Raw genomic sequence first — 13352 nt, forward strand, 5'->3', positions numbered from 1 at the left:
CGGTGCCTCGGGCCGCATGGTTAGCCCTGGCGTCTGGCGGAGGCGGTTCGGGGTGGTCAGCGGTTGAACAGCCGCCGCAGCACGTCGTTCATCGCCGGATTGTCCTGCTGGGCGGTATCGGCCGGGGGCTGGTCGGCGGGCGCCGGCGGGGCGGGCTGGTCCGCGGTGGGGGCTGCGGGCGCGGCCTGATCGAGACCCCGGCTGCCGTGGGGCGTGTTCTGATTGAGACCGGAGAGGCCCTGCTGCAGCAGGTTGCCGATGGTCTCGCCGAGCTGGCCGCCAGATGCGCCACCCGTGGCCCGGTCACCGGTGCCGGGCGAAGTGTTGGTTCCATTGCCCTGCGCGCCGTTGAGGAGGTTGGTCAGGCCGCCAAGACCCTGATTGAGACCCTGGTTGAGGCCCTGAGTCAGCCCTTGCCCGTTCGGTCCGAACAGGCCCTTGCCCATCTGCTTGAGCCTGGCATAGGCGGCCTCGGGGTTGTCGAGGATGCCCTGCATCTCCGGATAGATCCGCGGGGCGATCCACGGCCCCTCGATCATCACGGGAATGCCGAAGCCGACCGGATTGCCGGCCCGGCCCTGGCCTTCGGTCGTCATCACGAGCTGTGGCTCGACCCGGAACCCGATCTGTCTGGTGTTGATGTCGACGGTGCCGACCCCGGTCATCTTCACCAGCGGGCCGACCAGATTGAGGTCCGTGGTGACGGCCTGGCCCTGGTCGATCTTGAAGGAGGCGGAGAGCTGGCTGAGATCGGTCGACTGCTCCTGGCTCTCCTGCCAGCCGGAGAGCGTGCTGGCGGTGAGGTTCCGGATCATCTGCGCGACATTGAGGCCGATGATCTTGCCGTCCTGGAACACTGCGAAGGCGGTGCCGCCGAGACCCGCGACGATGGCACGCTCGCTGGTGCCTTGCGATCGCAGCGAGATCTTTGCCTGCATGCGGCCGTCGAGCTTGTCGAACCCGGCGAGGCTCTTCAGGACCGGCAGCGCGCGCACGCCGTTGAGGTCGAGCCCGAGCACGTAAGCCGGATTGGCGGTCGAGGCATCGATGGTGAGATCGGCATTGGCGTTGCCGTCATAGGCGCCGAGATTGGCCAGGCGGGCCTTCAGCACGCCGCCGTTCAGTTGCGCATCGATCGCCGCCGGTGCGAAGCGGCCGTCGCCGATCACAAGTTCCGCTGCGGAGATTTTCGCCTGCGCGTCGACATAATTCAGCCCGCCGAGGTCGATCGAGGCGTTGCTCCAGGAGGCGCCGGAGGCCTGCGCCGCCGCATCCGGCACGCTTGCGATCGCGATGCGCTGGAAGTCGAGATCGAGCTTCACCAGCGGCTTGTTGCTGGCGAAATCGACCGAGGCCCAGCCGGTGAAGCCGCCGTCGCCGAGCATGCCGGAGACGCCGTTGAACATCGCGACCGTACCGTTCAGCCGCAGCTCGGCATGAGCCTTGATCGGTCCGGGCAACAGGCCGGGCGCGTCGAAGTTGAAGTCGGCCGGCACGTTCTGCCGCTCCAGCGGCTGGGTCGGCGCCGTGGCCCGGATCTCGAACTTCAGCGGCCTGTCGCCGGCGCGCGCATTGCCGGAAATCACGATCTTGCGGTCGTCACCGACGCTGGCGGCGTTGAGCGTCTCGATCCGGTCCTCGACCCGGTCGCGGACATTGGCGAACACGATGGTGGCGCCCGTGATGCTGACATGGTGGATGGCAAAGGCGCCGGCGTCGCCCGAGGTCGCGGATTTCGCCAGCGGGTTGTCGTCCCTGATACGCTCGCGCTGCAGCGGCACATTCACCACGGGCCGGACGATCACGAGGTCGCTGATATCGGGATGCCCCGACCACAGGCTGGACAGCGTCGTCTCGGCCTGGATGCTGCTCGCGGTGAAGCGGTTGTTGACCTCCTGCTCTTTCGGGTCCTGCAGGGCAACGTCGCTCAGCGTCAGGTTGACGGTCGGCCAAAGCCTGATCTTGGCGCCGCCATTGATCGCGAGCTTGTAGCCGGTCTCACGCTCCACCCGCTGCTTGATCGCCGAGGTCAGGAAGGAGGACGGGATCCCGACCGCCGCCAGCAGGACGATGATCACGATCATGGCGGCGATGGCGAGCCCGGCGAATTTCAATGCTCTCATGTCGTCGTTCCAGGGCCGGCAAGGCGGCAATCGATCGGTTCAGCGGCGGGCGGCCGTGTCCGGTCGCCCGAGACTATCCCGGAAACGCAGGTTCGCTCCAATGGCCGGAAAAATAATCCGTTACCGGCATGAACTTATGTGACGCACGACACACTCCCATCAGGGTGAACTTTGCTAACCGGCAGGGGCGGGACGCGTTTGGATCGATTTGGAAGGCACAGGATGAGCAAACAGGCCGAATTTGCGGTGATTTTGAAGATGAACCCGATGTTCGCGGATCTCGGCGCGGACCAGTTGCAGCGGCTGTCGAGCCTCTGCCACACCCAGCAGCTGTCCTCGGGCGAGGTGCTGTTCCAGAAGGGCGATGCCGGCGATGCCCTGTTCGGGGTCCGCCGCGGCCAGATCCGGATCGAGACCGGCGCCCCCGATGGCAGCCGGCTGACGCTGAACTTCATGGGGCCCGGCGACCTGTTCGGCGAGGTCGCGGTGCTCGACGGCCAGGACCGCACGGCGGATGCGACTGCGGGCGAGGCTAGCGAATTATTCGTGCTGCGACGCGAGGATTTCCTCACCTTCCTGGAGCGCGAGCCCAAGGTCGCGGTGCGGCTGATCGAACTGCTCTGCCAGCGCATCCGCTGGCAGAGCGAGCGCATGGAGGAATCCGTTCTGCAGCCGCTTCCGGTGCGGCTGGCGCGGCGGCTGTGCGCGCTGGCGGAGGATTTCGGATCCGAGGTCCACATCTCGCAGGAGCAACTTGGCGTGTTCGTCGGCGCCGCGCGCGAGAGCGTCAACCGCCAGCTGCAGACCTGGCGCAAGGACGGCATTCTCGACCTGCAGCGCGGCCGCATCCTGCTGCACAACATGCCCAAGCTCACCGCGGTGGCCCGCAACGACTAGGGCCGCTACCTGCAACGCGGGCGCGAAGACCCGATCGTCTCGCGCACATATTTTCGTATACCTACGTATACCGGGCTGCTCAAAAGACTTGCTTGCGGGAACCGCGCGGCATCGCTTTGATTGTCGGCGCGGGTCCTTGGGGTGACACCCAGCCTTGCTGGCCTCACGCCATCCACCTGGAAACCCCTGCGGTCCTCCCGTTGACCGCAGGGGTTTTGATTCCTGATATTTGCCGTCCATCGCTAGGCTGAGATGATCTCCTTCAGTTGAGCTGTATCGGTGAATTCAACCAGCTCCGCGACCTTTCCGTTCTCAAACCTGAAGAGGTCGACCAATTCGGTGGTGAAGGTGCGGTCCTTGGGAACGAAGCGGATCTTCAGCCTCGAGTGCACGGCGGCGCGATCACCATCGACGAGAAAGCTCGTGATTTCGCGCTCGAGGAACTCGAAGTCCGTGGAAAACTGCTTCAGCGCCTGCTTGATGTTCTGGTGACCGCTGATGGTACAGGTGATGGGGAGCGTCCTCTTGTCGCCGAACAGCTCGAAGGTCGCATCGGATCCAAATGCTTCCATGAGCTCTTCGACCTGCCCCCTGCTGCGAGCGGCATAAGCCTGGTTGACCAATCGCTGTATCGCTTCCCGGTCCATGTGCGCGTCCTCCTGCCCTAAAGGAGAGCACTCTACCATATGGGGAGAAAGATTCGATCGACAACTTTCGAGCGTTGCGCTTCGGCTCTACTCCGCGGCAGGCGACATCGTGGCTGGCGGCCCCTTCTTGGCCGGCTCTGATGGATGCTCGCCCGGCGTCAGCTCGTGATCGGCATGCGAGACCACGAGTCGCTTGCCGATGCGCCAGGTCAGGGCGCCGATGTCGTCCATCACCATGAACATCGCGGGCACGAACACCAGCGACAACATCGTCGAGAACAACAGGCCGCCGATCACCGCGAGCGCCATTGGCGAGCGGAATTCACCGCCGGCGCCGAAAGCGAGCGCCGACGGCATCATGCCGGCGACCATCGCTACCGTGGTCATCACGATCGGGCGGGCGCGCTTCATGCCGGCGTCGATCATCGCCTCGTCGCGCCGCTTGCCGTCGCGGATCGCCTCGATCGCAAACTCCACCAGCATGATGGCGTTCTTGGTGACGATGCCCATCAGCATCAGGATGCCGATCCACACCGGCGTCGTGAGCTGCTTGCCGGTCAGCAGCAGCGCGCCGATCGCACCGCCGATCGAAAGCGGCAGCGAGAACAGGATGGTGATCGGCTGCAGGAAGGTGCCGAACAGCAGCACCAGCACCGCATAGACCATCATCAGGCCGGCGGTGATCGCGGTGGCGAAGCCGTCGGACAGCTCGTTGAGGCTTTCGGCGTCGCCCGACGGGGAGACCTTCACGCCCTTCGGCAGGCTCTTCATGACCGGCAGGTCGTAGATCAGCTTGGTGGCGTCGCCGAGCGCGGCGTTGCCGACGAGGTCTGCGGCGACAGTGGCTTGCCGCTCGCGGTCGTAGCGGTTGATGCTGGTCGGCCCCTGGTCGAGCTGGATGTCGGCGACGACGGACAGCGGCACGCCGCCTTTTTCGCCATGCAAGCCGAGCGGAACCCGCAGCTGTTGCAGCATCTGCAGGTCGCTGCGCGCATTGTCCTCGAGCTGGACGCGGATCGGAACCTGGCGGTCGCCTGCGTCGAACTTGGCCAATGCCGGCCCGACGTCACCGATGGTGGCGACGCGGATGGTTTGCGACAGGCTTTCGGTCGACACGCCGAGCCGGGCTGCAAGTTCAGCTCGCGGACGGATGCGAAGTTCCGGTCGATCCAGAGCCGTCTCCGAGATCACGTTGGCGATGATCGGGATCCGTTTCATCTGGATCGCGAGCTCGCTCGCGACATTGTTGACGATGTTGCTGTCGTTGCCGGTGACGACAAGCGAGATCGCACGCAGGCCGTTCTCGTCGAGGAACCAGAAGCGGATATCGGGAACGTTCTCCAGCTCCTGGCTGATCGACAGCTCGAGCTCGCGCTGGGTGATCTTGCGATCCTGCTTCGGCGTGTAGTTGATGATCAGCGCCGCGCGGCGAACCTCCTGGATGCCCGGCGGCACGCGGCCGCCGTCGACGAACACGCTGCGCACCTCGGGCCGCTTGCGCAGGCGTGCGACGATCTCTTCCGTGACCTTCTCGGTATAGGCAAGCTGCGAGCCGGGCGGCAGCTCCATCGCGAGCAGTGACCGCGCGGTGTCCTGCGCCGGCAGGAAGCCCTGCGGCAGCAGCGTGATGCTCCAGATCGAGGCGGCGAACACCGCAAAGCCGATCAGCACGGTGATGTAGTGATGTTTCACCGACCAGGTGACCAGGCTGTGATAGCCGCGCAGGATGCGGCCGGGCGGCGGCTCGTCATGCGCCTGGTGCTTGAGGAAGTAGGCGGCCAGCATCGGCGTGACGAAGCGCGCGGCGAGCAGGGAGAAGAACACCTGCACCGACACAGTGATGCCGAACTGCTTGAAGAACTGGCCGGCAATTCCGGACATGAAGCTGGCAGGCGCGAAGATCGCGATGATCGTGAGCGAGATCGCGATCACCGCAAGGCCGATCTCGTCGGCGGCTTCCAGCGCCGCACGGTAAGGCGTCTTGCCCATCCGCATGTGGCGGACGATGTTCTCGATCTCGACGATCGCGTCGTCGACCAGGATGCCGGTCGACAGCGTGATCGCGAGGAACGAGACCAGGTTGAGCGAGAAGCCGAGGATGTCCATCGCCCAGAATGCCGGGAAGATCGACAGCGGCAGTGACACCGCGGCGATGATCGTGGCCCTGATGTCGCGCAGGAACAGCAGCACGATGATGACGGCGAGGATCGCGCCCTCAAACAGGGTCGAGATCGCGGCCTCGTAATTGCCCTTGGTGAATTCGACCGAGGTGTCGATCAGCTTGAGGTCGACGTCCGGATAGGCCGTCTTCAGCGCCTCGATGCGCTTCTGCACGGCGGCCGCGACCACCACGTCGCTGGCGCCCTTGGAACGCTTGATGCCGAGGGCGACCACCGGCTCGCCGTTGAAGCGGGCGAAGGTGCGGCGGTCGGCGATGGTGTCGGTGACGGTGCCGAGATCGTCGAGCCGCACCTCGCCGCCGCCGAACAGCGGGATCATGGTGCCGGCGAGCTCGTTCAGCGTCTTGGCGCCGGCAAGCGTCCGGATCGCCTGGTCATTCTTGCCGATCTCGGCGCGGCCGCCGGCGACGTCGACATTGGTGCCGCGCAGAATCTGGCTGACATTGACCGCGGTCAGCCCGACGGCTTGCAACTTGTCGGGATCGAGCGAGACCAGGATCTCGCGCTCGACACCGCCGATGCGCTCGACTTGCGCAACGCCGCGCACGCCCTGCAGCGCGCGCTTGACCACGTCGTCGACGAAGTAAGAGAGCTGCTCCGGCGTCTTGCCGGGCGAGATCGCGGCATAGGTCACGATCGGCAGGCCGATCACGTCGACGCGCTGGATCAGCGGCTCGGTGACGTTCTGCGGCAGGTTGGCGCGCACCCGGGTGACCGCGTCCTTGACGTCGTTAAGCGCGCGGTCGGTGTTGGTTTCGAGCGCGAACTGGATGGTCGTGACCGAGAGGCCGTCGGTGATCGAGGAGGAGATGTGGCGCACGCCCTCGACGCCGGACACGCCGTCTTCGATGGTCTTGGTGACCTGGGATTCAAGTTCCGAAGGCGCTGCGCCGAACTGCGAGACCGCGACAGAGATCACCGGGATGTCGGCGCTCGGCAGCCGGGTCACCGCGAGCTTGGTGAACGAGATCCAGCCCAGCGCGAGCAGGATGATCGAGAAGACGATCGAGGGAAGCGGGTTCCGGATCGACCATGCCGAGATGTTCAAAGCCATTAGCGTGCCCGCGTGCGATCGAGGTCTTCGGCGAACACGGTCTTGATCTGGTCGCCGTCATGCAGCGAGGTACCAGCATCGGCCACGACGGTTTCGCCGGCGTCGAGACCATCAAGGATTTCGGTCAAGGTATCGTTGGTCAGACCGACGCGCACCCGGCGCGTCTCGACGGTGTTGCCCTTCACGACCTGCAGCGTGAGGCGGTCGATCGCGGTGCGCGGCACGGCGACGTTGCAGGAGCGCTTGGCGTCGATATTGGCGCGCGCGAACATGCCGACCTTGAGGGTGGGATTGTTGTTCAGGGAGATGCGGACATGCCCGAGCTGGGTGGTGCGGTCGATCTGCGGCGAGATCTGGCGGACCTTGCCGACCATGTCGGGCGCGTCGTCCCGGCTGATCCGCACGGTGGCGCCGGGATTGAGCTTCAGGAGCTGGAAGCCCGGCACTTCGGCGTCGAGCTCGATCTCGTTGCCAACAGAGATGCGGAACATCGGACCGGCCTGCGGCGAGGCCGGCGCGCCGACCGCAGTGCGCACCTCGGTGACGAGGCCGGCTGCCGGCGTTCGCAACGAGATCGGCCGGGCGTTGGCTTGAGCGGCCTGCTGCGGCGGCGGGGTCAGCCGCGCCAGTTCCTGGTTCTCGGCGACCATGTCGCCTTCGCGGACGAGAACGTCGGTGACCCTGGAGCCCTCCTGGTCGACGTTCACCTGGGCCTCTCGGCGTGGCACGATGAACCCGGTGACGCGGACCATGTCCGAGAAGCAGGCCTGGGTCGATTTCGTCACCACGACCAGGGCCTGGCCCGGTGTCTCCTTCTCCTCCGGACGGGAGCGATGCTCGAACGTGTAATAGGCGACGCCGAGCGCGACGAAGAAGACGGTTCCGAGTGCGGGCCTGAGGTATTGGGTAAAGTTCATCGCCGGATCAATCCAGGACTGGAGCTGCCTCCGTTCCGATGGGATCGGAACGGAGCTCTCGATTCTTGTGTTGAGGCGTTTTCTTCGCGCGGGATCCACTTCGCGTGAAAACGCTTTAGCCGCGTCATGTGCATCGGTCGGAAGGTCATCCTGCTCGCCATCTCACTGCTTGAGCATGCGGACGCCAGGCGCCCATTTCGAAGATCATGCTCTGACGTCATGTGAAGCAGTCACGCAAGGGCTGCCTTTGGGGCTGTCCCAAAAGCAAATGCGTCCCGCCAGGGTGCGGGACGCATTCTAGCCGCAAAAACAGGCCACGCCACGTCCATCACTTGGACGCGGTCGCCTTGTTTTCCATGTTCACGACCTGCACGCGGCGGTTCACGTCCGCCATCGGCTGGCTCGGATCCTTCAGCTTGCTCTTGCCATAGCCGACGGTGACGAGATCGCTGCTGGCGATGCCGTATTTGTCGACCAGGTAGCGCTTGATGGCGTCGGCGCGGCGCTCGGAGAGGCCCTGGTTGTATTCCTCGCCTCCGGCGGCGTCGGTGTGGCCGGCGACCACGAAGGTCGAGCCCTTCAATTCGGGATTGGTCAGCGCGCGGCCGAGCGCCTGCACCGAGGGCATCGATTTCGCGCTGATATCGGCGGAGTTGTAGTCGAAGTTGATCTCGAGATCGATCTTCGGCTTGTCCTGGACGATGGTCGCGATCTCCTCGCGCTCGGCGGTTGACAGCGAGCGGGTGGCGCGGCCGCGGACGCTCTGCACGAACTTGGTCTGATCGGCGTTCAGTGCGGGTGAGGATTGCGGGCCGACCGACAGGCCGCGGGTCAAGGGCTTCTTCTCCGGCGTCAAGGCCCTGACGATCTGGTCCTCGGTGACGTCGTCGCCGGCGCGCGCGGCCAACATGCCGAACGACAGCGCGGCGGCGACGGTGCTGATGGCAAGGATCGCCGCCAGGTTTCCGGACGGTCTGAACATATCGGTCCCTCCTGCGCGAGACCCGCGCGGTTCCAATGACCACTCAAATCGACCGCCGGCGCCCGGCGCCGGCGCGCACCCTGTGTTTTAGTCTGCGTGTTCCCGTCGTGGTTCGAGCAAATGCCGCAGGCAGGGCCTCAAATACGGCTCATTGTACACCGTATTCGGCGAATTCCTTCACGATATTGGGGTCCATCGCCTTGGCGTTGGCGATGTCAAGATCGCCTTCCGCGATCGAGCCGTTGCGCTTTTTGGCGAGGCCCCGGCCATACAGCGATGAGGTCAGCCGCGGGTTGATCTTCAGCGCGGCATCGAAATCGGTGATGGCGTTCTTGTTCTGCCCGGCCTTCAGGTTCATCAGGCCGCGGCTGTCGAGTGCATCGACGAAATTCGGGCGCAGCCGCAGCGCCTCGTTGCAATCCTTCAGGGCCGCCTGGAGGTCGCCGATCACGGTGCGGACCCAGCAGCGGTTGTTGTAGGCCTCGACGTCCTTCGGATCCAGCCGCAGCGAGCCGGTGAAGTCCTTGATCGCGAGATCGTAGGCGCCCTTGCTGGCATAGACCTGGCCGCGCCGGTACAGCGCCGCGCCGTCGTCCGGGTTCTTGTCAAGCTTCTCGTTCAGGGCCTTGATGGTGGGGTCGTCGCCAAGCGCCACCGTCGGATTGGGAATTGGGGTCGGCGTCGGCTGAATCACCGTCGGCGCCTGTGGGGGCGGTGGCGGCAGGGCGATCTCGGGCGGCTTGGGTGGCGCTGCCGGTGGAGCGGGTGGTGGCGGTGCAGGGGGCGCCGTCGGGGCCGTGGCGGTTTGAGTGGGCGGCGCCGGCGGTCGGGCCGGGGTCTGAGCCGGCGGACTCGGCGGAGGCGTGGCGGGCGGCGTCATCGCCACGTCGGCCGGTGGAGGTGCAGGCGTCGGGCTCGCCGGCGGCGGCGCGCTGCCCGGAATGAAGGAGAAATCCTCGGCCAGCGAGGAGGAGATCCACGGCACCTGCTCCTGGCGCGAGGCGCGGGTGACGCCGACGCGGGTGCGATTCAGTGTTTCCTCGGCCATCAGGTCGGGGGTGCGGATTTCCTTGAGCAGTTCCCGCACGAACAGGCTGTGATCGCTGCCATTGTCGGAGACGACCGACGACAGCGCGGCCGAGTACATCACCAAAGTACCGTTGGGGGCGATCACCGGCGCGAGGCCGGCCGAGAAGCTGCGGAAGCGCCGTTCGAACGGATTGCGCCGCGACGCATCGAGCAGGGCGATCTTCACCCCGGCGCCGCGGTTGTTGATCTCGCCGAGCACGGTCTCCAGGCTGAAACCGTCGCGACGCACATCGGCCTCGGTCCAGATCTGCGCATCGACCGGGATCATGTAGCTCTGCCGGTTCGACTGGATGCCGTAACCCGAGAAGAAGATCAGCGCCACTGAGCCCGGCTTGATCTTGCCATAGAGCTTGTCGAAGGCGCGGCGCATTCCGTCGCCGGTCAGGTTCTCGCCGACATCGACGGTGAAACCGTCGCGCTTGAGCTCGTCGGCGACATCCCGCGCGTCGTTGATCGGCTCCTTCAACGGCGCGTCGGCATCGGGATATTTGGCGTTGCCGATGACCAGCGCGAAACGATCACCGGCGGCAGACGACGGGGCGGGCGCCGCGATCGACAAGATCAGCGTGGCGAGCAGTGCAAGGCGGATTTTCATGATCGCGGCAACCAACCCAGAGCGCGGCATTCCAAATCGAATGGCGCCGATTCCAGCTTGCGCCTCGGCGACCTTAACCGAGCGAAAACCCATTATCAAACCGCCTGCATACCCCGTCAACCGCATGCCGCGCCGTCGCTAATTGTGACGACGGATCGCATCGCGATCAGGCCGCGTGTCCGTGGTGCAAGTTCGCACAGTCAGCTAATGTGACCGCACTCACAGAGGCTGTGGCCACCCGCCATGCGCCCTTCGCCCTCGCGCGCGGTTTGACCTTTGCGCGGGGCGATGGCTTGGTGTGTGGTCCGCAAGGCCATTCAAACAAGAGCGAAACCGATGGGAAACGCCTACGAGATCTATGCCCTGCGCTATGCGACAATGTCGCCGCGCACGCCACATTTGAACTTCCTGGTGCCTGATCCGCACGACACCACCGCGCAGGACCTCGACTACTTCGTCTGGCTGATCCGCGGGCCCGGACGCGACATCCTGGTCGACACCGGCTTCAACGCGGAAGAGGCCAAGGCGCGCGCCCGCAAGCTGACACTTAACCCGGTCGACGCGTTGGCCGGCTTCGGCGTCAGCGCGGATGCGGTCCGCGACGTCATCGTCACCCATCTGCATTACGATCACGCCGGCAATCTCGATCGCTTTCCGAACGCCAGATTCCATCTGCAGGAGCGCGAGATGAGCTACGCGACCGGTCGCTGCATGTGCAACGGCATGCTGCGCCATCCATTCTCCGTTGAACATGTCACGCAGATGGTGCGCCATGTCTACGGAGAGCGCGTCACCTTCCATTCCGGCGACGGCGAGATCGCGCCAGGCATCACCGTGCATCGCGTTGGCGGCCATTCCGACGGCCTGCAGGTGGTGCGGGTCGAGACCGCGCGCGGCCCGGTCGTGCTGGCGTCGGATGCCGCGCATTATTACGCCAACCTGCACAGGCGCAGCCCGTTTCCGATCGTCTACAATGTCGGCGACATGGCGCAGGGCTGGGAAACGGTCGAGAGGCTTGCCGGTCATCCGGATCGCTTCATTCCGGGCCACGATCCGATCGTCAGCGAGATCTATCCGCGCGCCAGCGACAAGGTCGATGCGTTCGCCCTGCATCTCGCGCCGTCACGGTCGTTCGCGAAATAGTCTCGCCCGTCCGGGCGATCCGGACCAAATCAAGAAACGTCAAGAAGAAGAGTTGATATGACTGACACCAATACCCTCGGCTTCATCGGTCTCGGCGTGATGGGCGAGCCGATCTGCCGCAACCTCGTCAGGAAAAGCGGCAAGCGCATCGTCGCATTCGATCTTGCGGCCGAGCCGTTGCAGCGACTGCGCGCCGACGGCGCCGAGATCGGCCTTTCGGTGGCCGATGTCATCAGGCAGAGCGATCTCCTGTTTCTCTGCCTGCCCAGCGCAAGGCATGTCCGCGCGGTGTTCGAGGGCGACGGCATCCTGAAGAATATCAGGAGCGGCCAGGTGGTGGTCGATCTCGGCACCTCCTCGGTCAGCCAGACCCGCGACTTCGCCGGGCAATTGCAGGCCAAGGGTGCGGCCTGGGTGGATGCGCCGATCGCACGCACCCGGCAGGCGGCGCAGGATGGCACCCTCAGTGTGATGGTCGGCGCGTCACATGCGCTGTATGCCGCGATCGAGCCCCTGATCCGCTGCTTCGCCACCGAAGTCACCAATTGCGGCGACGTTGGCGCCGGGCAGGTGACCAAGATCCTCAACAACATGGTGCTGTTCGAGACGGTGAACGCGCTGGCCGAGGCCGTCGCGGTGGCCAGGCACAATGGGGTCGATCCGAAGCTGCTGCTCGAGACGTTGTCGAAGGGCTCCGCCGACAGCTTTGCGCTGCGCAACCACGGCCTGAAGGCGATCGTGCCGGGCGTGTTTCCGGAGCGCGCCTTCTCGACCGAATATGCGCTGAAGGATCTATCCTACGCGCTGGAGCTCGCGGCCGACGCCGGCATCAGGATCCGCGGCGCGGAGCTGATCGGCACGATCCTGCAAGAGGCGATCGAGCAGGGATCGAAGGACAATTATTTTCCGGTCATCGCGAAGCATATCGACAGGGCGTGACGGTCTGCCGTACCGAGCGACGAACCTACTCCGCGTGGTCCCGGCGAAGGCCAGGACCCAGAACCACCACCGCTGATTGTTGCGCTCGCGTCCATGACTCGGGCCGCGGAGTATGGTCCTGGTCTTCGCCGGGACGACACTTGGAAAGAGCGAGGGCTAGTACGCGTCCTTGGCATCCGCCTCCTCGCTGGTCTGCACCAGCTCGAGGCTCTTCTCGACCTTGCCGAGCAGGCGTCCGAGGTCGCGGCGCTCCTGGGCCGAGAGACAGGCCAGGATCTCCTGCTCCTTGCGCAGAAGGCGCGGGATCAGCTCTTCGTACAGCGCCTGCCCCTTCTTCGTCAGTTGCAGGCGGAATTCGCGGCGATCGTCCTCGTTCTCGACGCGCTCGACGACCTCGCGCTCCATCAGTGCCGAGACAGCGCGGCTGATGGTGGATTTATGCGTGCGGGTGCAGTGCGCGATGTATTGCGCGCTGCAGGCGCCGTTGCGGAAGCCGAGCGTTGCGAGCACGCGCCATTCCGGAATGTCGAGGCCGTAGCGTTCTTCATATTCGACCGCCAGCGCGGAGCTGACCTCGGCCGCGAGCCGGTTCAGCCGGAACGGCACAAAGTGGAACAGATCGAGGCGCTTGCGCCGTGGCGCGACATCGTCGCGCAGTTCGGCGTCCCCCGCGGGGCGTGGGCGGAGCGGAGGCTGGCTTGAGGTCCTGGCCAAATAATTCCTCCAATTTGAGTTGACGGCGGGCCCGACTGGGAGTTTAAGATAGTTGCAAGTGAGACTAATTTA

General features: G+C 65.1%; 9 protein-coding genes and 1 pseudogene. 3 read left to right on the forward strand and 7 right to left on the reverse strand.

Going from position 1 to position 13352, the window contains the following annotated elements:
* Window positions 1-56 precede the first annotated feature (56 nt).
* Window positions 57-2123: an AsmA family protein gene (locus JQ586_RS20885; RefSeq protein ID WP_212396491.1), complete on the reverse strand. Its 2067-nt coding sequence runs from the start codon at window positions 2121-2123 to the stop codon at window positions 57-59.
* 222 nt (window positions 2124-2345) lie between these two features.
* Here JQ586_RS20885 and JQ586_RS20890 point away from each other — a divergent pair, with 222 nt between their 5' ends.
* Window positions 2346-3020 (forward strand): Crp/Fnr family transcriptional regulator, encoded by a 675-nt coding sequence (locus JQ586_RS20890; RefSeq protein ID WP_212396492.1) that lies wholly within the window; start codon window positions 2346-2348, stop codon window positions 3018-3020.
* Window positions 3021-3262: 242 nt separating this feature from the next.
* Here the strand turns inward: JQ586_RS20890 and JQ586_RS20895 are convergent, their stop codons facing one another.
* From JQ586_RS20895 to JQ586_RS20915, 5 genes are all read right to left on the reverse strand, one after another.
* On the reverse strand, window positions 3263-3667 hold the full coding sequence (locus JQ586_RS20895; RefSeq protein WP_212396493.1) for a nuclear transport factor 2 family protein: 405 nt from the start codon (window positions 3665-3667) through the stop codon (window positions 3263-3265).
* 87 nt (window positions 3668-3754) lie between these two features.
* Complete coding sequence (locus tag JQ586_RS20900; protein ID WP_212396494.1) at window positions 3755-6901, reverse strand: efflux RND transporter permease subunit; 3147 nt, start codon at window positions 6899-6901, stop codon at window positions 3755-3757.
* On the reverse strand, window positions 6901-7818 hold the full coding sequence (locus tag JQ586_RS20905) for an efflux RND transporter periplasmic adaptor subunit (RefSeq protein WP_212396495.1): 918 nt from the start codon (window positions 7816-7818) through the stop codon (window positions 6901-6903). Before JQ586_RS20905 ends, JQ586_RS20900 begins: the two co-directional genes overlap by 1 nt.
* Before the next feature lie 328 nt (window positions 7819-8146).
* Window positions 8147-8800, reverse strand: a complete 654-nt coding sequence (locus JQ586_RS20910; RefSeq protein WP_212396496.1) for an OmpA family protein — start codon at window positions 8798-8800, stop codon at window positions 8147-8149.
* Between the two features lie 148 nt (window positions 8801-8948).
* Window positions 8949-10484, reverse strand: a complete 1536-nt coding sequence (locus JQ586_RS20915) for a caspase family protein (RefSeq protein WP_212396497.1) — start codon at window positions 10482-10484, stop codon at window positions 8949-8951.
* Between the two features lie 336 nt (window positions 10485-10820).
* On the opposite strand from JQ586_RS20915, the gene JQ586_RS20920 reads away from it, so the two are divergent.
* The gene (locus JQ586_RS20920; RefSeq protein WP_212396498.1) at window positions 10821-11627 is read left to right on the forward strand and encodes an N-acyl homoserine lactonase family protein; all 807 of its coding nucleotides are present in this window, start codon (window positions 10821-10823) and stop codon (window positions 11625-11627) included.
* A 54-nt stretch (window positions 11628-11681) separates the two neighbouring features.
* Window positions 11682-12566 (forward strand): annotated as a pseudogene (locus JQ586_RS20925) (NAD(P)-dependent oxidoreductase); the annotation flags it as partial.
* A gap of 156 nt (window positions 12567-12722) precedes the next feature.
* On the opposite strand, the gene JQ586_RS20930 reads toward JQ586_RS20925, so the two are convergent.
* Entirely contained in the window at window positions 12723-13280 is a 558-nt protein-coding gene (locus JQ586_RS20930) for a MarR family winged helix-turn-helix transcriptional regulator (protein WP_212396500.1), read from the reverse strand.
* Between the last annotated feature and the right edge of the window lie 72 nt (window positions 13281-13352).

This window comes from Bradyrhizobium jicamae (assembly GCF_018130215.1).
Lineage (GTDB): Bacteria > Pseudomonadota > Alphaproteobacteria > Rhizobiales > Xanthobacteraceae > Bradyrhizobium > Bradyrhizobium jicamae_A.